Source organism: Streptomyces sp. NBC_00078, assembly GCF_026343335.1.
Lineage (GTDB): Bacteria > Actinomycetota > Actinomycetes > Streptomycetales > Streptomycetaceae > Streptomyces.
In genome coordinates this window covers 4,550,712-4,574,663 of record NZ_JAPELX010000001.1, presented here as the reverse complement: position 1 = coordinate 4,574,663, position 23,952 = coordinate 4,550,712, and the positions used below count along the sequence as shown (strand labels likewise).

The window sequence follows — 23,952 nt, the reverse complement described above, 5'->3', positions numbered from 1 at the left end:
CTTCATGGGGCGTCGGCTCGTACCGCTCACGCTGGACAACCTTCAGGACCTTCCCAAACGCTGTCGCGCGTGTGTCTTCTGGGAGTTGGACCCCGTCAGCGGCGAAGCCGCGGTAAAAGCGGGCACGCCCGCGCTGGAGAAAGAAGCGTGGATCTCGGCGGTCCTGCTGGACTGGGGATCCTGCGGCCGGGTTGTCTACGTCGACGATGTACCGGTGGGCTTCGTGCTCTACGCCCCTCCGGCGTACGTTCCCCGCGCGACTGCGTTCCCCACGAGTCCGATCTCGCCGGACGCGGTCCAGCTGATCACCGCGTTCATCATGCCCGGCTATCAGGGGCAGGGGCTCGGGCGCGTCATGGTCCAGACGGTCGCCAAGGATCTGCTGCGACGGGGCTTCAAGGCGATCGAGGCCTTTGGGGACGCCCGGTGGAAAGAACCCGCGTGTGTCCTGCCGGCCGACCATCTCCTGGCCGTCGGGTTCAAGACGGTCCGCCCGCACCCGACTTACCCCCGTCTGAGACTGGAGCTGCGGACGACGCTTTCCTGGAAGGAAGACGTGGAGATGGCGCTCGACCGGCTGCTGGGGGCTGTGCAGAAGGAGCCGGTGTTGAGGCCGCTGTGACAGGAGTCCGGACAAACGGATGGGCCAACCTTGAAGGGTTGGCCCATCCGTGTTTCACGTGAAACATGTGCCGTCGGCTCGACGGCCTTGCCGACTACTCGGCGATGAAGTCCTCGAGGTCGCGGACGATCGCGGCCTTCGGCTTCGCACCGACGATGGTCTTGGCGACCTCGCCGCCCTGGTAGACGTTCAGCGTCGGGATGGACATGACGCCGTACTTGGCGGCCGTACCCGGGTTTTCGTCGATGTTGAGCTTGACGACCTCGATCTTGTCGCCGTACTCGGAGGCGATTGCTTCGAGGGATGGAGCGATCTGGCGGCACGGACCGCACCAGGCGGCCCAGAAGTCCACCAGGACGGGCTTGTCGCTCTTGAGGACGTCCTGCTCGAAGGAGTCGTCAGTCACGTTCTTCAGGGTGCCGGCCACGGCGGGCTCCTTAACTGGTTGGTGCGTGGGGCGGATGGAGGGTCAGACAGAGGTCTTCTCGGGCTCCGCCTGCTCCTCGTCCGCGAGGGCGGCGAGGAACCGCTCGGCGTCGAGAGCGGAGGAGCAACCGGTACCGGCCGCGGTGATCGCCTGGCGGTAGGTGTGGTCGACGACATCGCCGGCGGCGAACACACCGGCCAGGTTGGTGTGGGTCGAGGGGGAGGCGACCTTGAGGTAACCCTCCTCGTCCAGGTCGAGCTGTCCCTTGAAGAGTTCGGTGCGAGGGTCGTGGCCGATCGCGATGAACAGCCCGGTGACGGCCAGGTCCGAGAGGGCGCCGGTCTTGAGGTTGCGCAGCTTCAGACCTGAAAGCTTGGGGTCGCCCTGGATCTCGGCGACCTCGCTGTCCCACACGAACTTGATCTTCGGGTCGGCGAAGGCGCGCTCCTGCATCGCTTTGGAGGCGCGCAGCGTGTCCCGGCGGTGGACGATCGTCACGGACTTGGCGAAGCGGGAGAGGAAGGTGGCCTCTTCCATGGCTGTGTCACCGCCGCCGATCACGGCGATGTCCTGGCCCTTGAAGAAGAAGCCATCACACGTGGCACACCAGGAGACCCCGCGCCCGGAGAGCGCGTCCTCGTTCGGCAGACCGAGCTTGCGGTGCTGGGAGCCGGTGGTGACGATGACGGCCTTCGCCTTGTGTACAGTGCCGGCGGTGTCGGTGACGGTCTTGATCTCACCGGTCAGGTCGACGGAGACGACATCGTCCGGAACGAGCTCGGCGCCGAAGCGCTCAGCCTGGGCACGCATGTTGTCCATGAGCTCGGGGCCCATGATGCCGTCCTGGAAACCCGGGAAGTTCTCCACGTCGGTGGTGTTCATGAGCGCGCCACCGGCGGTGACGGCGCCCTCGAACACCAGCGGCTTCAGCGACGCGCGCGCAGTGTAGAGCGCCGCCGTGTAGCCGGCGGGCCCGGAGCCGATGATGATCACGTTACGGACGTCGCTCACAGCTTGGTTCCTCGTCTCTGGACTGCGTCGTCGGACCGGTGGGAGCCCTCTGAGACTCTCACCCCACCCAACGGATCCTAAGGGGCGCGCATTCCCGCTGTGTCCGGGCACACGGAGACGCGACACCGTACGGGATACCACGCAGAACGGAGGCGAAGCGTGTGCGCTCAGGGGCGGCTGTAGGAGTGCTTGAGGAGAACCTTCGCCTTGGCGGACGACGGATCACTCACACAGGTCGAATCCACGATGTAGGCGGTCACCCTAGAGCTCGCTGAAGCATCGGACATGACCACGAGCAGCACGTCGGTTCCCTCGTAGGTCCCCTGCTTCGTAGCGAGCGCCGGGTCGGTGCGTCCCATGCCCTCACGAACACATTCCGGGACCGTGGGCTCCTTGGAGATCTTGGGCTGATTTGAGCCGCCCGCCACGCCGAGGCTGTGGGGAGCATGGGAGCCGCTGTCCGAGCCCTTGTTCTTGAGGAGACCGGCGACCTGATTCTCCAGCTTGGCCTCTGAGAAGGTGTCCGCGCCGGACTCCCGGCCCTGGGCCTGAGAAGTGGGTGGACTCCCGTCGTTCAGCGACGACAGGAGGACCGAACCCAAGCCCAGCGCGGCGACCGTGAAGACGGTTCCCAGGATGGCGGCCCTGCGGCGCCCGACCCGCTTCCGTTCCTTGCGGCCCGGTCCGGTGGTGGAGGTCCGCGCGCGTCCTGCGGGTCGGTTCGTCGTTGCCGATGTTTCACGTGAAACATGCGGGCTGTCGTGGCCGTCGTCGGTGTCGTTCACGGAACGAGTAGAGCTGACGAGTGTCGGGGTTTCCGTGGCAGCGGTCGCGGTCGCGTTCAGCAGTGCCTCAGCGGCGAGCGCGGCGTCGATCCGGCCGGCGACATCGGCGGGCATGTGTGTCGGGCCCGGCATCGAGCCGAGTAGCCCTCGGATCTCCTCCAGCGACGTGTGGACGTCCGCGCAGAGTTCGCACTCGTCCAGGTGCCGTCGTATGTCGGCGGTCCGGGACGCTGGAAGCAGTCCTTCGGTGAGGTCGGAGATTTCGGCGACGTCCGGGTGCCCGGCCATGTCCGTCGTGGATGTCACGCTCGCCCACCTCCGCCCTTCACTGCAGCTGAATCACTCGGCCCGGTATCGCGTGAACCGTCGGTCGGCGGTCCCGCTGCCGGTGGGACGGATGTCCCCTGCGTCCGGTTCCGCCTCTCACCCGGTTCCTTTCCGCCACCGGAGTTTTCCGGCCGTAGATGAGTGAGAAGCGGCAGGAGTCTGGCTCTGCCACGGGCGCAGCGGCTCTTCACCGTGCCCGTAGGGACGTCGAGGAGGCGCGCGGCTTCGGCCACGGGGTACCCCTGCATGTCGACGAGGACGAGGGCGGCGCGTTGGTTGGGCGGGAGGGTGCCAAGGGCCTCCAACAGCTGACGGTGCAGATCATTGCGCTCAGCAGGAGCCGATGCCTCCTCGTGCGGCTCCAGCAGCTGCTCCAGCCGCTCGGTGTCGTCGACCGGCGAGGTTTTTCGCGAGGCGGCCTTGCGAGCACGGTCCAGGCAGGCGTTCACCGTGATCCGGTGCAGCCACGTCGTGACGGCCGACTGCCCCCGGAAGGTGTGGGCGGCCCGGTAGGCCGATACAAGGGCGTCCTGAACGGCGTCAGCGGCCTCCTCGCGGTCTCCCAGCGTCCGCAGGGCCACCGCCCACAGGCGATCACGATGACGCCGCACAAGCTCACCGAAGGCCTCCGGGTCGCCGGCGACATGACGGGTGAGGAGATCGTGGTCGCTGACGGAATCGCTCGCGGTCTCGTCCAACTGTTGCCCTCCCTCCCGCCGTCGCTATCCGAGGGTAGTGCCTGGCACGAACCACCGTTCTCAGATCGTCAAGCGGATCGTCCCAGGCAGGTGAGAAGGGATTCGTCGTCCTGAATTACCCTTTGCGATCGTCCCGATCGCGGTGAATCGCGTTCCCGGCCCGATGCGCATATTGAGGGCGCTGCCCGATTCGTTGTAGGTGTAGCAGGACGGGACTCGTAGAAACGAGCTCGTGGTCCCTTCCTTCAGCTGGTCACCTTGATGTCTGCCACTCTGGCGCGCCATTGGCCGTCGTCCGCTTGCAGAGGCAGCTTGGTCAGCCACACCAAGAGGTACTGAGACTTGACGGACTTGCCGGGCTTGAGTTCCACAGCGGTCCCTGAGCCCGAGGCGACCTTGGTGTAGGAGGAGAAGGACATCGGCTTCGCTCCCGCGTCGGCGCTCGCGCTGCGAAGTTCGACGGATGTGTCTCCCACGAAAGTGACGGTCACTTTCCCGACCTGCTGGACCTTGCCGAGGTCGAGGATGATACCGACGCCCGACTTCAGGTTGCCGAAGTTCGCGCTCAGGTAGTAGTCCGTCTGCCAGTACGTGGCCGTGGTGTTGTCGTAAGCCTTCCCCACGTCCGAAGGCTTCTCGGAATTGTCGCCGTACGGGTCGAAGTCAAAGGCCCGGCTGATGGTGATGGGCTTGCCGACGGGCGACTTGTTCAGACCGTCCTTGTCTCCCCCATCCGTCGTCTGCGTCTTGTTCGTGTCGTCCGACTTGTTGCCGCTGTCCATGAGTGCGTCCGCGAGCTGCCAGCTGCCCAGGCCCAGGGCGGCGATGAGGAGGGCCGAGACGGCCCACTTCAGGGCCTTGCCGGTACGGCTCTGCAGTGGTGCCGGAGGAGTCGGCACCGGCTGGGTGGCGCCGCGGTGCGGTGCCGGGCGGCCGTACGTGCCCTGTTGGTAGGTGGTGCGCTGGTACTCCGGGGGCGCGGTGAACGAGGGCTCCGGCGGGCGGATGCGGGGCATCTCGCCGACCGCCTTCACCAGTTCCTCAGGCGTCGTGCACGGCGACTCGTGACGGGAGGCGGTCGCCCCGTCGTTGGCGAGTGCGCGCATGGCGAGTTCGGACAGACCGCGGTGGACGCCGGCCCGCACCTGGTCGGGCGCGATCAGGCCCACGTCCTTGGGTAGCCCCGAGAGGCCGTACGCGTCGTTCTCGTACGGCCAGCGCTGAGTGAGCCCGGCGTACAGGAGCGCGCCGACGGACTCCGTGTCGGTGCGCTGCGGGGTGTCCGAACTGATGCCGCGCAGCGCGGCGTTGACGGCGAGGCCGCGGATACGCCACTGGCCGCTGGAGGAGCGCAGCACGGCGTTGGGGTTCAGGCGCAGGTGGGCCAGACCCTCACGGTGCGCGGCAGCCATCGCGGAGGCGATCTGACTGACCATCTGGTAGGCGTCGTGCGGCTCCAGCGGACCGGCGGCGAGCAGAGTGGTCAGCTCGACGGCGTCGGGAAGCCACTCGTGCACGACGTAGACCAGGTCGTTCTCCTCGACGGCGTCGAGTACCTGGACGAATCGGGGATCACCGAGCAGCGCCGACGAACGTGCCGCGGCCAGCACCGAACGTGCCCGCGAATGGTCCGCGGGCAGGAGGTGGACGCCGACGGCGCGGCGAAGCTTCTCGTCCACGGCTCGCCAGCTGCTGAATCCGTCCAGACGGGTGACGCATTCTTCGAGCCGGTACCGTCTGGCCAATTTGTGGCCGCTGTGCAGCTCGGGTGCTGAGGCCTTCCCGGGACCTTCGGTCCCGCCACTCCCCTGTGCCTCGTCGATCTCCGTGTCCCGCTCCCGGTTCTGGGCCACCCCGTCGGCCGTGGACTGGTCCGCCTCCGCGGTCAGCGGCTTGTCGCCGCTGTTGTCTGCCACGTCGACGGCAGCCGTGCTCCGTTCCGCCACCGTCGTTCCTGCCTCCCCATTCAATGCGCGCCGACCGACATCCGTGCGCGCCGTCCGACGCCAAACCAATTGTGCCCACAGTCCGCCGCTATGCACGACACACGGTGGCGGACGATGGTTGTGCGCGTACCCCCGCGTCAGCGCCCCAGGCGTCCGCGGACCATGCCGACCAGTGAGTTCAGCTCCTCGATGCGCATCTTGCGGGCGGCTACGAAGAAGATCCCGAGCAGCACCACTCCGCCGGCCAGGATGGCCGCGAGGGATCCGACGACGCCCTGGCCGAGCGTGTGACCGATCTCGTAGCAGGCCGCGCCGCTGAGCAGTGCCGCCGGCACCGAGGCGATGCCGAGCCGTGCGTAGGTGCGCAGGACACGGGCGCCGTCCAGGTCGCCGCCCAGCCGCTTGCGCAGCCGGTTCCAGGCGACTCCGACGCCGATTGCGTAGGCGAGACCGTACGAGGCGGCCATGCCGGCCACGGCCCAGCGGGGCGGCAGCGTGACGTAACACAGCACCGAGGCGCCCGCGTTGACGGCGGCCACGATGACCGTGTTGTAGAAGGGCGTCCGTGTGTCCTCGTAGGCGTAGAACGCTCGCAGGACGACGTACTGCACGGAGTACGGGATCAGGCCGAGGGCGAACGCCATCAGCATGAAGCCCATGTTGGTGGCCTCGCTGATGCCGGAGGAACCGAAGATCAGCGTGCACATCGGGATGCCGAGGGCGAGGAAACCGAAGGCGATCGGCACGATGGCGACGGCTGTGGTGCGCAGGCCCTGGGAGATGTCGTCGCGGACGGCGCCGCCGTCGCCCTCGGCTGCCGAGCGCGAGATGCGCGGCAGTAGGGCGGCCATCAGGGAGACGGTGATGATGGCCTGCGGAAGGCCCCAGATCAGCTGGGCGTTGGCGTAGGCGGCGAAGCCTGTGCCGTCGACGGGAGACGCCTTGCCGGCCGAGGTGGACAGCTGTGAGACGACGATCGCGCCGGCCTGGTTGGCGAGCACGAACAGAACCGTCCACTTGGCGAGCGTCACGGCCTTGCCGAGGCCGTGGCCCCTCCAGTCGAAGCGCAGTCGCAGCCGGAACCCGGTCTCGCGCAGGTACGGGATCATCGCCAGGGCCTGGACGACAAGGCCGAGCAGCACGCCGATGCCGAGGAGCCGCTGGCCCTCCGGTGGGATGTTCGTGACCTTCATGCCGGAGTCCGCTGCGGTGCCGTACACCCAGATGAACATGCCGAGTGTCACGATGATGACGATGTTGTTCAGGACCGGGGTCCACATCATCGCGCCGAACTTGCCGCGGGCGTTGAGGACCTGTCCCATCACCACGTGGACGCCCATGAAGAAGATCGAGGGCAGGAAGTAGCGGACGAAGGTGACGCCGACCTCGTTGGCCGCAGGGTCGCCGGCGACGGAGTCGGACAGCAGACGGATCAGGAGCGGGGCGCCGAGAACCGCGAGCACCGTGAGGCCGCCCAGCGCCACCATGACCAGGGTCAGCAGCCGGTTGGCGAAGGCCTCGCCGCCGTCCTCGTCCTCCTTCATCGCGCGCACCAGCTGGGGGACGAACACGGAGTTGAGGCCGCCGCCGACGGTGAGGATGTAGATCATCGTCGGCAGCTGGTAGGCGACCTGGAAGGTGTCACCGAGCAGGCCGACGCCCAGTGCCGAGACGATCAGCGCGGAGCGGATGAAACCCGTGAGGCGGGAGACCATCGTGCCTGCGGCCATGACGGCACTGGACTTGAGCAGGCCCGTGGCCCGCCCGCCCTTCTTCGCTGGGGCTGATGCCGTGGCGGCGGCGGGCATGGCGCCGAGGTTGAGGGTCTCGTCCGCCGTGGGCGCGGGAGCCGCCGCAGCCTGGTACTGCGGCGCCGTTGACGGCCCGCGAGGGGCGGCTGCCGGGCCGGGCACCGACGGGGGATCAGACGCCAGATGTCCGCTTTGCTGCTGGTCCCGGAAGAGATGCGCGAAGGCGTCCGGCTCGTGGCGTTCCTCGCCGGCCTGGGTGACCAGGTCGTCGACGCCCACGTACTGGGTCGTACGGGGATCGTCACCGTACGGCAGGTACTGGTTCGGGCCACCCGGCTCCGGCGCCGGGGTCTGGGCCCACTTGCGCGGGTCAGGGGCGTACGGAGACTGGGGCGGTCGGCCGTACAGCGGCTGCTGCGGCTGGTAGGTGCCCAGGGGAGGCGGGGGGTGTGCCGCGCGGTCGTAGAGGGCCTCCGCGACCGGATCCTGGGCGGCGAGGTCCTGCGCCCGGTAGGGGTCCTGGTCGTAAGCGTCCTGGAGGTACATGTCGGCGGGGGCCTGCGGCTGTACCTGGCCGTGCTCGGGCTGCGGGCCCTCGGGGGGGCCCGAGCTGCCCGCGGCCTGGCCGCGGTCACCGTCGTACGGCGCGTTCATGGTTTACCCCACCTCATCGTCCCGGGCCCACCGGCCACGACATCCTCAACGGTCCACTCTCTCACCCGTGCCGGACGGGTCGGTGCTTTCCGGTGCGGTGTCCGGTGTCGGGTCACTCGGCTGCTCAGAGTCGTCTGCCCGGGTGCCGGTGCCGGACTCCTCCTTGAGACGGCCTGCAGGGCCCTCGGGGTTCTTGGGCCCGTCTTCGGGCTCGCCGCCCGTCTCGCCGGGACCGTCCTCCTCGGCTTCACGGGCGGCCGCCCGCTTGCGCTGTGTGTACATCCGGAAGCCGGCGAGGACGAGCAGGAGGAAGCCGCCGCCGATGACCAGCATCACGGTAGCCGTGAACTCGGTGACCTTGACGTCGAAGGTGACGGCATCGCCGTACTCCTGGCCGTCCTGCGTGTACAGCTGGGCGACCACCGTGGCCTGGCCGTTGGCCTTGGCCGACGTGGTGAACTTCACCGTCTGGCTGTGACCGCCGGAGACCGTGACGGGCTGCTCCTGGTAGGCGTCGCCGCCGATCTGGAGTCGGGTGGGGCTCGTCGAGGTGAGACGCAGCGTCAGGTGCTCGACGCCCTGCACCAGGTTGTTCTGCACCGTCACAGGGATCGTGGCGCTACGTCCGGAGAGCTTGGTGTCGGACTTGTCGATCAGCTTGACCTGGCTGGTCAGCTCGGCGAGGTGGTTCTCCACGTTGATGCGGAAGCTCTCCGCGTCGTCCGGGCGGCCCCGCCACGACGTGGACATCCCGCGGTTCATGGCCCGTCCGAAGGGGGTCACCACCCGGGACTCGTCGGAGAGGATCACCTGGAAGTTGTCGAGCTTGTCCTGGGTGGTCGCGATCGCATCGAAGGCCGAGTGCGGCAGCTCCTGCTTGCGCAGCGAGGAGGGGTACGCGGACGTCGACGGCACCTTTGTCGTGGCACCGGGGTCGGGCTTGGCCTTGGCGGCCGAGGCGAGGTCCTGGCTCTCGGACCAGTTGCTGCCCTGCAGGGCCGTGAGCGCCACGGCCATCGCCTGGGCCTGGCGCGTCGTGGGCATCCGCTGCGGGGCGACGACAATGCTGCGTTGTTTCTTCGTCTGCTTGTCGAGCGTCAGGCTCTGGGCGAGGAACTGCTGAACGGCCAGCGTGGTGGCGGAGGCCTTCGTCAGATCCCCTTGGAAGACCGTCGACAGGCGGGCGTCCGCGACGACCGCGGTGGTGCCGCCGCCGATCGGGCGGGCCGCGGAGGGGGTGTAGGGCAGGCCGGCGGTCTCCTGGAGGCTGTCGCTGCGCGCGATCACCTTGTCCGCGCCGGCGGAGGTGGCGACCTTGATGATGGACGGGTCGACGGCGCCGTCCGCCGGCCAGGCGAAGTCGGTGTTCGGCTTCACGTGAAGGATCGGCTCCACCGTGTTGGCGACGACGTCGGTGGCCTCTTTGAGGTGGCTCAGCGAGCCGCTGACGCTCGTGCCGTTGTGGGCTAGGGAGGCCAGGTCCGGGTCGGCGAAAGGCAGGGCCACGACCTCCTTGTCGGACACAGCCTGCTGCAGTTCGTCGAGCCACTGCTTGGCGGCAGCCTGGTGCGTGCCCGCCGTGGTGCTGCCGTTGTCGGTCCGGACGCGATAGCTGCGGGTCATCGCGTCGATGGAGGCCAGCAGGTCCGGGTCGATCACCCAGGTGACGTCGAGGTCCTTGCCCAGGGACAGCATCTCGTCGAGGCGGCCGCCCGGGGAGATCTCCTTGGCGAGGTCGTCGTTGAGGAAGACCGGCGTCTGCTGTTCGTTCGATCCCGTCTCCGCCGTCATATGGACGGTGGAGACGAGCGGCCACAGGAACGTCGTCTTCGTCTTGGTGTCGGCGTCGTCGGGCTGCCACGGCAGGAAGGTCCGCTCGATGCCCAGGAGCTTGTCCCAGGGCTGTGCGGGCGTCTGGCCGGACAGTGAGACGGCGAACTGGTAGACCCCGTCGCCGCCGAGGTCCAGTTTGTCGACCGGCACCGTGATGCTGAAGGGCTCGGCGACCCCCGGGGTGAGCTTGGAGAACTTCTCGACGTACTTGCCGCCGACCTCCGTGCCGGTAGAGCCCTGGACGCTGTCACTGCGCTGTGCGGTGTCCTGGACGTCCGAGCGCGTGTTCAGCTCGGGACCCACGCTCAGTCCCACGTGGGCACCGGTGACCGTCTGCTTGCCGTTGTTGGTCACCGTGCCCGACACGGTCAGTGTGTCCCCGTCCGTGGGGACGTCGGGGCTGAGCGAGTCGAGGGCGACGGACACCGAGCCCGTGCCGGAAGCGTCCTGGGACGAGGACTGGTCGGCCGCGTCCGCGGAGACGGAGCAGGGCAGCTGGAGGAGGCCGGCCAGCAGAGGCGCCCCGGCGAGCAGTGCTCCGGTGCGCCGCAGCCAGCGGCGGGCAGGTGAGGGATGTGTCCCCTGGAAGTCTGCCGCCTCGGCCACGCGCTCGCCCGTCCCTCGTCGTCGTCAGTGGTCGTCGGAATGTGCGTCCACGCATGGTAACGATGCGCGCTGAGGGGAAGTGCCGCGGACCGCTCCACAAGATCGGGAGACAGGGGCGATGTGTCCTGTATGCGTATGAATAAAGAGGAGCGCCACCGTACGCCTCAAGAGCAGGCCTTGTGCCTGTATCGAGGGAGGTGTCCGTGCACGTTTAATGGAGGCGCTCGCGGTCGCCCGGGCCACGTACCCTCTTCTGTTGTGCCGAACGCCAACGAAGCCCACCTCAGTGACCTGAGCCAGGAGCCGCACCGCGTGCCGAGCGAACCGCTGCGGGTCGCCCCTGTCGCCGACGACCTCGCCCGCCGTTTCCAGGAGGCGGGATTCTCGCTCGCCCTCGTCGGCGGCTCGGTCCGGGACGCGCTGCTGGGCCGACTCGGCAACGACCTCGACTTCACGACCGACGCGCGCCCCGAGGACGTTCTCAAGATCGTCCGGCCCTGGGCGGACGCCTTGTGGGAGGTCGGCATCGCGTTCGGCACCGTCGGCGCCCAGAAGGACGGCTACCAGATCGAGGTGACGACCTACCGGTCGGAGGCCTACGACCGGACCTCGCGCAAGCCGGAGGTGTCGTACGGCGACTCCATCGAGGAAGACCTCGTCAGGCGTGACTTCACCGTCAACGCGATGGCCGTCGCACTCCCGGAGAAGAAGTTCATCGATCCGCACGGCGGACGGGACGACCTCGTTGCGCGCGTTCTGCGTACCCCGGGCACTCCTGAGGCATCCTTCTCCGACGATCCGCTGCGGATGATGCGGGCCGCACGCTTCGCCGCGCAGCTCGATTTCGAGGTGGCTCCCGAGGTCGTGACCGCCATGAAGGAGATGGCGGAACGCATCGAGATCGTCTCGGCCGAGCGGGTGCGGGACGAACTCAACAAGCTCGTCCTCTCGGGGAACCCACGCAAGGGTCTGACGCTGCTCGTCGACAGCGGGCTTGCCGAGCATGTGCTGCCCGAACTGCCGGCCCTGCGGCTGGAGCGCGACGAGCACCACCGGCACAAGGACGTCTACGAACACACGTTGATCGTTCTGGAGCAGGCGATCGAGTTGGAGAAGGACAGCCCCGACCTGACCCTCCGCCTGGCTGCGCTGCTGCACGACATCGGCAAGCCGCGCACGCGCCGTTTCGAGCAGGACGGCCGGGTCTCGTTCCACCATCACGAGGTGGTCGGCGCGAAGATGACCAAGAAGCGCATGACGGCGCTCAAGTACTCCAACGAACTGGTGAGGGACGTCTCACGCTTGGTCGAACTCCATCTGCGCTTCCACGGCTACGGCACCGGAGAGTGGACGGACTCGGCGGTCCGCCGCTATGTCCGTGACGCCGGCCCGCTCCTCGATCGCCTGCACAAACTGACCCGCTCGGACTGCACGACGCGGAACAAGCGCAGGGCGGCGGCACTGTCGCGTGCGTACGACGGTCTGGAGGAGCGCATCGCCCAACTCCAGGAGCAGGAGGAGCTGGACGCGATCCGCCCGGATCTGGACGGCAACCAGATCATGGAGATCCTGGGCATCGGTCCCGGCCCGGCCATCGGCAACGCGTACAAGCAGATGCTGGAACTGCGCCTGGAGAACGGCCCGATGGAGCATGATGCCGCGGTGGCTGCTCTCAAGGAGTGGTGGGCCGAGCAGGGCTGAGGGTGTGAAACGGGGTCATGTTTCACGTGAAACATGACCCCGGACGCGGTGAGGGCGGTGTTTCACGTGAAACACCGCCCCTCCGTCCTACTTGGTGTAGTCCTTCAGACAGAGCAGGAAGTCGCTGCTGTCGCCGCTCTCCGTGTAGGTGTACTTGAAGTCCTTGGCCGCGGCCTCGCATTTGGTCGAGGACTCGATCTCGGTGGTGTAGGAGCCCTTGATCTTGGCCAGCACCACGTACTGCGCTTTCGCAGAGCTGCAGTCGACAACCTCGAGGTCCGGGTCGCTGGCACTGGTGCTGCCGCGGTGCATGCAGTCACCGACCTTCGCCGTGTCGGCGTCGTCGCGGCTGGCTATATAACCGCCGATGGCAACGCAAGCCACCACAGCGACGATGACTATGTTCTTGATCGTCTTGAAGCTCGGTTTACGGCTGGGCTGCGGCGGAACCGTGGCGTACGGTGCGGCACCCTGCTGGGGGAACCCGGGCTGACCCGGCTGCTGCGGGTAGGCGCCCTGGGGCGGGTACGGTGCCTGGCCCTGGGGCGGCGGAGTAGACACTTGAGGATCCCCCTAGAAGCAAGCATGGCGATATGACGCACATATGAGGCGAGTAAGACGCACGTAAGTTACCGGGCCCCACTGGCATCCCTGTAGTCCAGGGGGACTCTGTGCCGTTGACGTGACACTTACTGGCGTTCAAAGCGGGCCATAGCCGCAGCAACTGCCCCGTAGATAACGGCGACTGTGACCACCAGCGGCACGGAACGGCCGTCCGGCGGCAGCATCAGCGCGGCCACCGCGCCGGCGCCGACGAAGGCGATGTTGAAGAGGACGTCGTAGATGGAGAAGATCCGGCCCCGGAAGCCATCGTCCACCGAGGACTGCACGACCGTGTCCGTCGCGATCTTCGCGCCCTGGGTGGTCAGACCGAGGACGAAGGTGGCTGCCAGCATGGGGGCGGCGGCGAAGGGGAGGCCGAGGGCGGGCTCAAGGAGGGCGGCCGCTGCGGCGCAGACGGATATCCAGCGGCCGGGCCCCAGCCGGCCCGCAGCCCAAGGAGTCATCACGGCCGCGGCGAAGAAACCGGCGGCCGATGTCCCCAATGCCACCCCCAGCAGGCGCAGTCCGTCACCCGCGTTCGAGGCGAAGGCGTACCGGCACAGCATCAGGAGCATGACGAGCAGGGCGCCGTAGCAGAAGCGCATCAGGGTCACCGCGAAGAGCGCCCAGGCGGCCTCTCGGCGCGGGGGTGAGGCGAGGTGGCGAACGGCTGCCCCCAGGTCGCAGGCGGTGCCGGAGAGCGCCGCTGCCAGCTTGGGCCGCACCAACTCGGGGTCCGGTCCCAGTTGTTCGGGCGCGAGGCTGAGCGACGCGAGTCCCGCGCACAGGTACAGGAAGGCGCCGACCAGCACGACGGCGGCGTCGGAGTCGGACACGACCAGACGTACGACGAAGGCGAGGCCGCCGCCCGCGGTCGCGGCGAGAGTACCGGCGGTCGGGGAAAGGGAGTTGGCCATCACGAGGCGCTCGGCGTCGACCACACGCGGGAGCGCCGCGGACAGCCCCGCGAGGACGAAACGGTTGACCGCGGTGACGGACAACGCGGAGGCGTAGAAGAGCCAGTCCGGGACGTGGCCGAGCATCAGTACGGCCGTCGCCGAGGCCATCACGGCGCGCAGCAGGTTGCCGTAGAGAAAGACCTGGCGTCGGCGCCAGCGGTCCAGGAGGACGCCGGCGAAGGGGCCCACCAGCGAGTACGGAAGCAGCAGGACCGCCATCGCGGAGGCGATCGCGCCGGGCGAGGTCTGTTTCTCCGGCGAGAAGACGACGTAGGCGGCGAGCGCGACCTGGTAGACGCCGTCGGCGCCCTGGGAGAGCAGGCGTACGGAGAGCAGCCGCCGGAAGTTCGCGAAGCGCAGAAGGGTGCGCAGGTCACGGACCACGGCCATGGAGCACAGCCTGACATACGGGGAGGGCCCCCAGGTCGTGAAACCCGGGGGACCCTCGACGCCCTGGCAGGAGCGGTTGTGTCAGCGCTTAGCGCTCGACCTCACCCTTGATGAACTTCTCGACGTTCTCGAAGGCCTCGTCGTCGAAGTACTGCACCGGCGGGGACTTCATGAAGTACGAGGACGCGGAAAGGATCGGGCCCCCGATGCCGCGGTCCTTGGCGATCTTCGCGGCGCGCAGGGCGTCGATGATGACACCCGCGGAGTTCGGGGAGTCCCAGACCTCCAGCTTGTACTCGAGGTTCAGCGGGACGTCACCGAAGGCACGGCCCTCGAGGCGGACGTAGGCCCACTTGCGGTCGTCGAGCCAGGCGACGTAGTCGGACGGGCCGATGTGGACGTTCTTCTCGCCCAGCTCACGGTCGCGGATCTGCGAGGTGACGGCCTGCGTCTTCGAGATCTTCTTCGACTCGAGACGGTCACGCTCGAGCATGTTCTTGAAGTCCATGTTGCCGCCGACATTGAGCTGCATGGTGCGCTCAAGACGGACACCGCGGTCCTCGAACAGCTTTGCCATCACACGGTGCGTGATGGTCGCGCCGACCTGCGACTTGATGTCGTCGCCAACGATCGGGACGCCCGCCTCGGTGAACTTGTCCGCCCACTCCTTGGTGCCGGCGATGAAGACCGGAAGAGCGTTGACGAACGCGACCTTGGCGTCGATGGCGCACTGGGCGTAGAACTTCGCCGCGTCCTCGGAACCGACGGGCAGGTAGCAGACGAGGACGTCGACCTGCTTGTCCTTGAGGATCTGGACCACATCGACCGGGGCCTCGGCGGACTCCTCGATCGTCTCGCGGTAGTACTTGCCCAGACCGTCGAGCGTGTGGCCACGCTGGACCTGGACGCCCGTGTTCGGGACATCGCAGATCTTGATGGTGTTGTTCTCGGAGGCGCCGATCGCGTCCGCGAGGTCGAGGCCGACCTTCTTGGCGTCGACGTCGAACGCCGCGACGAACTCGACGTCGCCGACGTGGTAGTCACCGAACTGCACGTGCATCAGGCCGGGGACCTTCGACGCCGGGTCGGCGTCCTTGTAGTACTCGACGCCTTGCACCAGCGACGCCGCGCAGTTGCCCACGCCGATGATGGCTACGCGAACCGAACCCATTCCGGTTGCTCCCTGTGTGTACGAGTGAGGCCCTGACTGGGCTCTCACGTGGCGGTGTCGTCGGGCGTATCCGTCCCGGGGGTGTCCCCGGGACGGGGCAGGCCGCCCGTCGCTCCAGATGTGTTGTCCTGCTGAGCGGCCCCCCCGGAGGCGGGACCCTTGAGGTCCCGTCCGGCCCGCTCGCTTTCGATGAGCTCGTTCAGCCAGCGCACTTCGCGCTCCACGGACTCCATTCCGTGGCGCTGGAGCTCAAGCGTGTAGTCGTCGAGGCGCTCCCGGGTGCGCGCCAGGGAGGCACTCATCTTCTCCAGACGCTCCTCCAGCCGACTGCGGCGACCCTCGAGCACGCGCATGCGTACGTCGCGCGACGTCTGCCCGAAGAAGGCGAACCGGGCGGCGAAGTGCTCGTCCTCGTACGCGTCGGGGCCCGTCTGCGAGAGCAGTTCCTCGAAGTGCTCCTTACCGTCCGCCGTCAACCGGTAGACGATCTTGGCGCGACGCCCTGTGAGTGGTGCGGCGAGCGCATCCGCCGGTGCGTTCGCCGGCTCCTCGATCAACCAGCCGTTGGCGACCAGCGTCTTGAGGCAGGGATAGAGCGTCCCGTAACTGAACGCGCGGAACACGCCCAGTGACGTATTGAGCCGCTTGCGCAACTCGTAGCCGTGCATCGGGGACTCACGGAGCAGGCCGAGTACAGCGAACTCAAGGATCCCGGAACGCCGGCTCATCCGCTCGCCTCCCCGCCTTTATCTCGCTCCGATGTATCGACTCGATACATCACGACGATAGAACGGCCTTCCGGATGGGACAAGTGGGGAGACGGTGAACGGGATCACATCACTTATTCATCCGAGGCAAGTTGCCTGATTTGGGGTGACCTTCGGGACTCGGAGGGTTTTGACGGTGCGTAGTCTGTGCGCCATGCACACCAACGGGAACCGAGTGACGCACGGGGGCGTCGTCGACCCGGGTGCCGTACGGATGAATGAGGGATCGACCACATCCGTACTTCGGGGGGACCGGAAACCAGCCGCCGTTTCCAGGCGCGCAAGGGTGCGCCTGCCCGAGGAGTAGTCGTTCGATGAGCGAGCACCGTCGCAAACCGCCGCAGCCGCAGGAAGGCGGACGTGCCGCGGCCCGACGCGGCCAGTCCGGCTCGTCCTCCGGCCGCCGTGCGGCACCGCGGGGCGCCACCGGGTCCCCAGCCGATTACGGACTGGGCCAGGGGTCGATTGACGAGGAGCGGTCGTACGGCGGCCGCGCCGAAGCCCGCCGCGCGGCACAGAGAAGTGGAGGCGGCCGCCGCAGAGCGGCCGAGCCCGGCCGCGGGGGTCGGCGCGGCGCGCCGGCACCCGGGCGAGGAGGACGGGCAGCCGGTCCCACCGGTAAGCGGTTCATCGACTATCCGCGAGCGGGCAAGTACGGCGCCGCTCGCTGGATGCCGTCGTGGAGACTGGTGACCGGACTCTGCATCGGCTTCTTCGGCAGCATGGTGGCTGTCGCGGGCATCGCCTACGCGATGGTCGGTGTTCCGAACCTCGCGAAGACGGCGAAGGCCCAGAACAACGTCTTCTACTGGTCCGACAACACCGAGATGGTCGCCACGGGTGGTGAGACCAACCGGCAGATCGTCAACCTCTCGCAGATCCCCAAGAACATGCAGTACGCCGTCATCTCGCAGGAGAACAAGACCTTCGAGACCGACAGCGGCATCGACCCCAAGGGCATCGCCCGCGCCGTCTTCAACATGGCCAGGGGCGGCAATACGCAGGGCGGATCGACCATCACCCAGCAGTACGTGAAGAACGCGATGCTGGACGATCAGTCGCAGACCGTCTCACGGAAGGCCAAGGAGATCCTCGTCTCGATCAAGGTGGGTGCCACCAAATCGAAGGACGAGATCATGGCCGGCTATCTGAACTCGGCCTACTACGGACGCGGTGCCTACGGCATCCAGGCGGCCGCGCGTGCGTATTTCAACAAGAACGCCGTCGACCTGGACGCAGGGCAGTGCGCCTTCCTGGCGGCGATGCTCAAGGGCGCCACGTACTACGACCCGGCGGGTGCGACCTCGCTCGACAGCTCGGCCACTCCCGAGGCCAACAGCAGGCGGGCGCTGAGGCAGATGCAGAACACGCTGGACAAGATGGTCGAATACGGCAAACTGAGCAGGGCGGATCGGGACAAGTTCACCACGCTTCCCGCCTGGCAGAACCCCCGCTCGAACAACGCGCTGAGCGGCCAGGTCGGCTACCTCGTCGACCTCGCCAAGGCGTACCTGGTCAACAACACGCACATCTCCGCCAACGACTTGCAGCGGGGCGGCTACTCGATCTACACGACCTTCGACAAGAAGAAGGTCAAGGAGCTCGAGGCCTCCGTCACGAACGTCCAGAAGACCAACATCAAACCCAAGCAGCGCCCGAAGACGGACACGCATGTTCAGTTCGGTGGGGCCTCCGTGGACCCGAGAACCGGCGCCATCAAGGCCATCTACGGCGGTGAGGATGCGACCAAGCACTTCACGAACAACGCCGACGTGACCGGCGCGCAGGTCGGTTCGACGTTCAAGCCGTTCGTACTCGCGGCGGCGATGAAGTGGGGCGTGCGAGACAAAAGCCTCGGCGCTGAGCAGGCGCAGGACGAGCGCACCCAGGTATCGCCGAAGAGCCTCTACAGCGGCAAGAACAAGCTCAAGATCGAGGACTACGACAAGACGGTCTGGAAGAACGAAAAGGGTGAGGAGTGGCTGCAGACCAACGACGGCAACGAGTCGTACGGCAGCCCGCCCAAGTACCAGATCGATCTGCGTGAGGCGATGCGGGAGTCGGTGAACTCCGCCTACGTGCAACTCGGCATGGACGTCGGGCTGGACAAGGTGAAGGAAGCGGCCATGGACGCCGGTCTCAAGAAGGACAGCCTGGCCGGTACCAACTACCCGTCCTTCTCCATCGGTATCTCCGACCCGAGCGCGATCCGGATGGCGGGTGCGTATGCAACCTTCGCATCCAGTGGTGAACGGCGTGATCCCTTCTCCGTCTCAAGGGTCACGAGCAGGGACGGCACGGTCTTCACCCACCGGGACGCTCCTGAGGAGGCCTTCACCCCCAAGGTCGCCGACAACGTCACTGACGTGCTGAAGACGGTGGTCGAGAAGGGCACGGGTACCAACGCCCGACTGCCCGGACGTGATGTGGCCGGCAAGACCGGTACCACCGACGGCAACAAGTCGGCCTGGTTCGTGGGCTACACCCCGCAGCTGTCCACGTCGATCACGATGTTCCGGTACGACGATGACGAGAGCAAGAAGAACCGCACCTTCCTGGAGATGTACGGGACCGGCGGCCAGGAGAAGATCCATGGCGCCTCGTTCCCGTCCGAGATCTGGCACGACTACATGGAAGAGGCGTTGAAGGGGCAGAAGGCGCTGCCGTTCCCCACCCCGGAGCCCATCGGTGAGATCGTCAACGACGTGCCGAGTCCCACTCCCACTCCGACGGTCAGTGACACCCAGGAAGCCAGCCCGAGCCCGAGTCCCACGCCCAGTGAGACGCTGACGAGTCCGTCGCCCTCGGCGAGTGAGTCCTGCCGGTTCAGCTGGCAGTGCAACGACACGGGTGGCACGGACACCGGCGGGACAGACGGTGGCGTGACGCCCACGCCGACGGCCACGGACACGTCAGGGACCGGTAACAGCAGAGGTAATGGCAACGGTGGCCTCTTCGGAGGGTCGACCGGCTAGCTGCCACAAAGCCCGAGACGGGTGTTTCACGTGAAACATGGCGATGTTTCACGTGAAACGGGGGCCGCCGCACCTGAGTGGTTGTGGCGGCCCCCGGCGTATTCCTAGACACGTACGGCAGGATGTGCGGCATGCCCAGCGCAGAATCGACGCAAGCGAGCGTGCACGAGCCGGACCCGGTGCGGCCGACCAAGGAGGACGAGGTCGCCGCGTCCGGCAGCGAGCTGATCGGCGGTCCCCTCGGGCGGCGTGCCCTGCTAGGGACGTCCTGGTGGACTCCCGTCCGGGTCATCGTGCTCGTGGCGATCGGCATGTTCGCTCTCGGACTGATCCAGAAGGCGCCCTGCTACAACGGCGCCTGGTTCTTCGGCGCCAGCTCGCAGTACACGAAGGCGTGCTACTCGGACATCCCGCACCTCTATCAAGGGCGCGGTTTCGCCGATGGGCTCGTGCCGTACTTCGACAAGCTCTCCGGTGACATGCCCTACCTCGAATACCCGGTTCTGACCGGTGTGTTCATGGAGGTGGCCTCCTGGCTCACGCCGGGCAGCGGCAGTATCCAGGACCAGGAACAGTGGTACTGGATGGTCAACGCCGGGATGCTGATGGTGTGCGCGGCGGTCATCGCCGTCTGCGTGACCCGCACGCACGCCCGGCGCCCGTGGGACGGACTGCTGGTCGCGCTGGCGCCCGCCTTCGCTCTGACCGCGACCATCAACTGGGACCTGCTGGCGGTCGCTCTGACGGCCGCGGCGATGCTGATGTGGTCCCGGGGGCGCTCCGTCGCCTTCGGAGTCCTCCTGGGGCTTGCTACGGCCGCGAAGCTCTATCCCGTCTTCCTGCTCGGCCCACTGCTCCTGCTGTGCTGGCGTGCGGGCAAATGGCGGGACTTCGGCAAGGCCCTGGGAGGCACGGTCGTCGCCTGGCTCGTCGTGAACCTGCCGGTGATGCTCTTCGCCTGGGACGGCTGGTCGCAGTTCTACAAATTCAGCCATGACCGGGGTGTGGACTTCGGGTCCTTCTGGCTGATCATGGCCCAGAACTCGACCAACCCGCTCAGCACCGACACCGTCAACAACCTGGCCACGGCACTGGTGGTGCTGTGTTTTGTGGGCATTGCCGTGCTCACAATGACCGCTCCGCGTCGGCCGCGTTTCGCCCAGCTCGCTTTCCTGGTCGTCGCGGTGTTCATCCTCACCAACAAGGTCTACTCGCCGCAGTACGTCCTGTGGCTGGTGCCGCTCGCTGTGCTGGCCCGGCCGAAGTGGCGGGACTTCCTGATCTGGCAGGCGTGCGAGATCGCGTATTTTCTGGGCATCTGGCTGTACCTGGCGTACACGACCAGTGGAGAGGCCCACAAGGGACTGCCACAGGACGGCTACCACTGGGCCATCGCCGTACACCTGCTGGGGACGCTGTACCTGTGTGTGATCGTCGTGCGCGACGTCCTCATGCCGGAGCGGGACCCGGTACGGCGGGCCGGCGACGACGACCCGTCAGGGGGTGTGCTGGACGGCGCGGAGGACGTGTTCGCCCTTGGCACGGCATCCCATCCGCCGCGGCACGCGGCCCACTTCGACGGACCGCAGGTGGAGTGGGGCAGCCATGGAACGGCGTCCTCCACAGAGAGTTCGCTCTGAGCGAACAGCTCGCGTGGGGCTGTCGACGGCCCACGAACTCCACATCGGCTCATGCCGTGCGAAAGGCCGTACACAGAGACTCTGTGTACGGCCTTTTCGGTTGCCTGCCGCGTCGATCAGCGGTCGACGATGCGGTCGAACTGCGTGGTGGTGTGCCGCAGATGAGCCACCAACTCCTCACCGACCTTCGGCTCGGGTGCGTCCGTCGGCACGAACAGGATGGAGACCTGCATGTGCGGCGGTTCCGCGAACCAGCGCTGCTTGCCGCCCCAGACGAACGGAGAAAGGTTCCGGTTCACCGTGGCGAGGCCGGCCCGGGCAACGCCCTTGGCGCGCGGCATGACACCGTGCAGCGCCTTCGGGGCCTCCAGGCCCACCCCGTGCGACGTACCGCCCGCCACGACGACCAGGAAGCCGTCGGAGGCAGCCTTCTGCTGGCGATAGCCGAAACGGTCCCCCTTGGCCACACGGGTGACGTCCAGGACCGCGCCGCGGTAGTCCGTGGCCTCGTGGTCCCCCAGCCACAGGCGGGTGCCGATGCGGGCGCGGAAGCGGGTCTGCGGGAACTGCTGCTGCAACCGGTGGAGTTCATCGGCCTTGAGGTGGCTGACGAACATCGTGTGCAGGGGCAGACGAGCCGCGCGCAGGTGGTCCATCCAGCCGATGACCTCTTCGACGGCGTCCGAGCCGTCCGTGCGGTCCAGCGGCAGGTGGATGGCGAAGCCCTCGAGGCGGACGTTCTCTATGGCCGAGTGCAGCTGTGACAGGTCCTGTGCGCTGATGCCGTGCCGCTTCATCGAGGACATCACCTCGATGACCACACGGGCGCCCACCAGGCCGTATACGCCGTCCACCGAGGACACCGAGCGGATGACACGGTCGGGCAGCGGGACGGGCTCCTCGCCGCGCCGGTACGGCGTCAGTACCAGCAGGTCACCGCCGAAGTAGTCCTTGATGCGCGCGGCCTCGTACGTGGTGCCGACGGCGAGGATGTCGGAACCCATCCGGGTGGCCTCCTCCGCCAGCCGCTCGTGTCCGAAGCCGTAGCCGTTGCCCTTGCAGACCGGGACGAGCCCTGGGAACTGCTCCTGCACGTGCTTGTGGTGCGCCCGCCAGCGCGCGGTGTCGACGTAGAGCGTGAGCGCCATGGCCGGACCTGGAACCTTTCTCGGGGCTGCGGTGTATCAGAGGTATGGAAGCGAACGAAGCTGTCGGACTTATCGAAGCAAACGGCCGGGGCCGATGGGGCTCAGCGACGCGACATGTAGATGTCGAGCGCCTTGTGGAGCAGCTTGTTCAACGGGAAGTCCCACTCGCCGAGGTACTCGGCCGCCTGACCGCCGGTGCCCACCTTGAACTGGATCAGGCCGAAGAGGTGGTCTGTCTCGTCCAGCGAGTCGGAGATGCCCCGCAGGTCATACGCCGTCGCACCGAGCGCGTAGGCGTCACGCAGCATCCGCCACTGCATCGCGTTCGAGGGCCGGACCTCACGACCGATGTTGTCGGAGGCGCCGTAGGAGTACCAGACGTGACCGCCGACGATCAGCATGGTCGCCGCCGACAGGTTCACGCCGTTGTGCCGGGCGAAGTACAGCCGCATCCGGTTGGGGTCCTCGGTGTTGAGGGCCGTCCACATGCGTTGGAAGTACGACAGCGGGCGCGGCCGGAAGTGGTCGCGCACGGCGGTGATCTCGTACAGCCGCTGCCACTCGTCGAGGTCCTGGTAGCCGCCTTGGACGACCTCGACGCCCGCCTTCTCGGCCTTCTTGATGTTCCGTCGCCACAGCTGGTTGAAGTTCTTGTGGACCTCTTCCAGGGAGCGGTTGGCGAGCGGCACCTGGAAGACATACCGGGGCTGCACGTCGCCGAAGCCGGCCCCGCCGTCCTCGCCCTGCTGCCAGCCCATGCGGCGCAGCTTGTCGGCGACCTCGAAGGCACGCGGCTCGATGAAGTCGGCCTCGATGTCGCGCAGCCGCTTCACGTCCGGGTTCTGGATGCCCTGCTTGATGGAGCCGGCCTCCCAGCGCCGGATGATCACCGGTGGGCCCATCTTCACGGAGAAGGCGCCCTGTTGCTTGAGGTGGGCGAGCATCGGTTCCAGCCACTCGGTCAGATTCGGCGCGAACCAGTTGATGACCGGACCCTCGGGCAGATAAGCCAGGTAGCGCTTGATCTTGGGGAGCTGACGGTAGAGGACGAGGCCCGCGCCGACCATTTCGCCGGTGCGCTCGTCGAACCAGCCGAGGCTCTCGGAGCGCCACTCCGCCTTGACGTCGGCCCAGGCCGGAACCTGCATGTGGCTCGCCGAGGGCAGGCTCTGAATGTATGCCAGATGCTGCTCACGGCTGATCGTCCTCAGGGTCAGGCTCATTCGGGGCGCTCCTCGGGCTGGTGTGTCCCCATGGGTACAGGGGCTCCGGCTCTCGCGCCGAAGCCTACTGCGCCTCGCGAGCGCCCCGACTGGGCATACGGGACCTGCGCCCCGGCTTGCGGGCCGCCAAGGCGTTCCGCGGTGCTTTGTGTGCAGTTAAACGGACGATGTCCCTGGCGTCAGTTGATGACCCCGCCGAAGAGACCCCCATGCGCCATGCCAAGGAAGAAGCCGACTGCCGAGGCGCCGAGGCCCAGGATGAGCCCGAAGCGTTCGCGGGTCGTCTCCGAGATCCACTGGCCGTACGCGCCGGTGAGGATCCCTGCCAGGCCGGCCCAGGAGCTGAGCAGGTGCAGGCTGTGGAAGAAGCCCGTCACGAACGCCACCACTCCGAGCACCAGGGTCACCGCGAGCAGCGCGTCCTGGATGGGGTGGGGTTTTCCGTCCGTGGCGAAAAGGCCTCCGGCGGTGTTGGGTCGCAATGCCTGTGCCATGGGGCACCTCCTGCGGAAGACGGCGCATCGTAGCGCCATGCACACCCGATGTGTACAGACTGACGGTCCCCGCGGTCGGATTTCAACCGGAAGCACGTGTGCAGGTACTCTGTACTCTCTGCACCGGTGTCTGCCCAGGCAGTGCCAGGGAACCGCCCAGGCCAGACGGGGGATGTCGCTTGCCGACCCCCGATTGTCAGTGGCGGCCGATACCGTTGCGT

The 23,952-nt window shown here is 67.3% G+C and carries 18 protein-coding genes; 4 read left to right on the top strand and 14 right to left on the bottom strand.

What is annotated here, in order from left to right:
* Positions 1 to 4: 4 nt before the first annotated feature.
* Complete coding sequence (locus OOK07_RS21465; protein ID WP_266682418.1) at positions 5 to 622, top strand: GNAT family N-acetyltransferase; 618 nt, start codon at positions 5 to 7, stop codon at positions 620 to 622.
* Positions 623 to 716: 94 nt separating this feature from the next.
* On the opposite strand, the gene trxA is transcribed toward OOK07_RS21465, so the two are convergent.
* From trxA to OOK07_RS21430, 7 genes are all read right to left on the bottom strand, one after another.
* Positions 717 to 1,049, bottom strand: a complete 333-nt coding sequence (trxA, locus tag OOK07_RS21460) for a thioredoxin (RefSeq protein WP_103545205.1) — start codon at positions 1,047 to 1,049, stop codon at positions 717 to 719.
* Positions 1,050 to 1,091: 42 nt separating this feature from the next.
* Entirely contained in the window at positions 1,092 to 2,060 is a 969-nt protein-coding gene (gene trxB / locus OOK07_RS21455) for a thioredoxin-disulfide reductase (protein ID WP_266798003.1), read from the bottom strand.
* 167 nt (positions 2,061 to 2,227) lie between these two features.
* Positions 2,228 to 3,151 (bottom strand): anti-sigma factor family protein, encoded by a 924-nt coding sequence (locus OOK07_RS21450; RefSeq protein WP_266682416.1) that lies wholly within the window; start codon positions 3,149 to 3,151, stop codon positions 2,228 to 2,230.
* A complete protein-coding gene (gene sigM, locus OOK07_RS21445) occupies positions 3,148 to 3,870 on the bottom strand; it encodes an RNA polymerase sigma factor SigM (RefSeq protein ID WP_266798002.1) in 723 nt (240 codons plus the stop codon). The genes OOK07_RS21450 and sigM overlap by 4 nt, the downstream gene beginning before the upstream one ends.
* A 245-nt stretch (positions 3,871 to 4,115) precedes the next feature.
* Complete coding sequence (locus OOK07_RS21440; protein ID WP_266682414.1) at positions 4,116 to 5,816, bottom strand: serine/threonine protein kinase; 1,701 nt, start codon at positions 5,814 to 5,816, stop codon at positions 4,116 to 4,118.
* Between the two features lie 137 nt (positions 5,817 to 5,953).
* A complete protein-coding gene (gene murJ / locus OOK07_RS21435) occupies positions 5,954 to 8,221 on the bottom strand; it encodes a murein biosynthesis integral membrane protein MurJ (protein ID WP_266798000.1) in 2,268 nt (755 codons plus the stop codon).
* 45 nt (positions 8,222 to 8,266) lie between these two features.
* Entirely contained in the window at positions 8,267 to 10,660 is a 2,394-nt protein-coding gene (locus tag OOK07_RS21430; protein WP_266797999.1) for a DUF6049 family protein, read from the bottom strand.
* 258 nt (positions 10,661 to 10,918) lie between these two features.
* Between OOK07_RS21430 and OOK07_RS21425 the strand changes: the two genes are divergently transcribed.
* The gene (locus OOK07_RS21425; RefSeq protein WP_266797997.1) at positions 10,919 to 12,361 is read left to right on the top strand and encodes a CCA tRNA nucleotidyltransferase; all 1,443 of its coding nucleotides are present in this window, start codon (positions 10,919 to 10,921) and stop codon (positions 12,359 to 12,361) included.
* 87 nt (positions 12,362 to 12,448) lie between these two features.
* On the opposite strand, the gene OOK07_RS21420 is transcribed toward OOK07_RS21425, so the two are convergent.
* The 4 genes from OOK07_RS21420 to OOK07_RS21405 form a co-directional block, all read right to left on the bottom strand.
* Complete coding sequence (locus tag OOK07_RS21420) at positions 12,449 to 12,922, bottom strand: LppU/SCO3897 family protein (RefSeq protein WP_266797996.1); 474 nt, start codon at positions 12,920 to 12,922, stop codon at positions 12,449 to 12,451.
* A 128-nt stretch (positions 12,923 to 13,050) separates the two neighbouring features.
* A complete protein-coding gene (locus tag OOK07_RS21415; RefSeq protein WP_266797994.1) occupies positions 13,051 to 14,313 on the bottom strand; it encodes an MFS transporter in 1,263 nt (420 codons plus the stop codon).
* Positions 14,314 to 14,401: 88 nt separating this feature from the next.
* Positions 14,402 to 15,484: an inositol-3-phosphate synthase gene (locus tag OOK07_RS21410; RefSeq protein WP_266682408.1), complete on the bottom strand. Its 1,083-nt coding sequence runs from the start codon at positions 15,482 to 15,484 to the stop codon at positions 14,402 to 14,404.
* A 44-nt stretch (positions 15,485 to 15,528) separates the two neighbouring features.
* On the bottom strand, positions 15,529 to 16,212 hold the full coding sequence (locus OOK07_RS21405; RefSeq protein ID WP_266797992.1) for a PadR family transcriptional regulator: 684 nt from the start codon (positions 16,210 to 16,212) through the stop codon (positions 15,529 to 15,531).
* 353 nt (positions 16,213 to 16,565) lie between these two features.
* Between OOK07_RS21405 and OOK07_RS21400 the strand changes: the two genes are divergently transcribed.
* Both OOK07_RS21400 and OOK07_RS21395 read left to right on the top strand, forming a co-directional pair.
* Positions 16,566 to 19,226: a transglycosylase domain-containing protein gene (locus OOK07_RS21400; protein ID WP_266797991.1), complete on the top strand. Its 2,661-nt coding sequence runs from the start codon at positions 16,566 to 16,568 to the stop codon at positions 19,224 to 19,226.
* Between the two features lie 131 nt (positions 19,227 to 19,357).
* Positions 19,358 to 20,866 (top strand): glycosyltransferase family 87 protein, encoded by a 1,509-nt coding sequence (locus tag OOK07_RS21395; RefSeq protein ID WP_266797989.1) that lies wholly within the window; start codon positions 19,358 to 19,360, stop codon positions 20,864 to 20,866.
* Between the two features lie 116 nt (positions 20,867 to 20,982).
* On the opposite strand, the gene OOK07_RS21390 is transcribed toward OOK07_RS21395, so the two are convergent.
* The 3 genes from OOK07_RS21390 to OOK07_RS21380 all read right to left on the bottom strand — a co-directional run bounded on the left by OOK07_RS21390 (position 20,983) and on the right by OOK07_RS21380 (position 23,731).
* The gene (locus OOK07_RS21390) at positions 20,983 to 22,014 is read right to left on the bottom strand and encodes an alanine racemase (protein WP_266682404.1); all 1,032 of its coding nucleotides are present in this window, start codon (positions 22,012 to 22,014) and stop codon (positions 20,983 to 20,985) included.
* A gap of 101 nt (positions 22,015 to 22,115) precedes the next feature.
* A complete protein-coding gene (femX, locus tag OOK07_RS21385) occupies positions 22,116 to 23,237 on the bottom strand; it encodes a peptidoglycan bridge formation glycyltransferase FemX (protein WP_266517741.1) in 1,122 nt (373 codons plus the stop codon).
* 179 nt (positions 23,238 to 23,416) lie between these two features.
* The gene (locus OOK07_RS21380) at positions 23,417 to 23,731 is read right to left on the bottom strand and encodes a hypothetical protein (RefSeq protein WP_266682403.1); all 315 of its coding nucleotides are present in this window, start codon (positions 23,729 to 23,731) and stop codon (positions 23,417 to 23,419) included.
* Between the last annotated feature and the right edge of the window lie 221 nt (positions 23,732 to 23,952).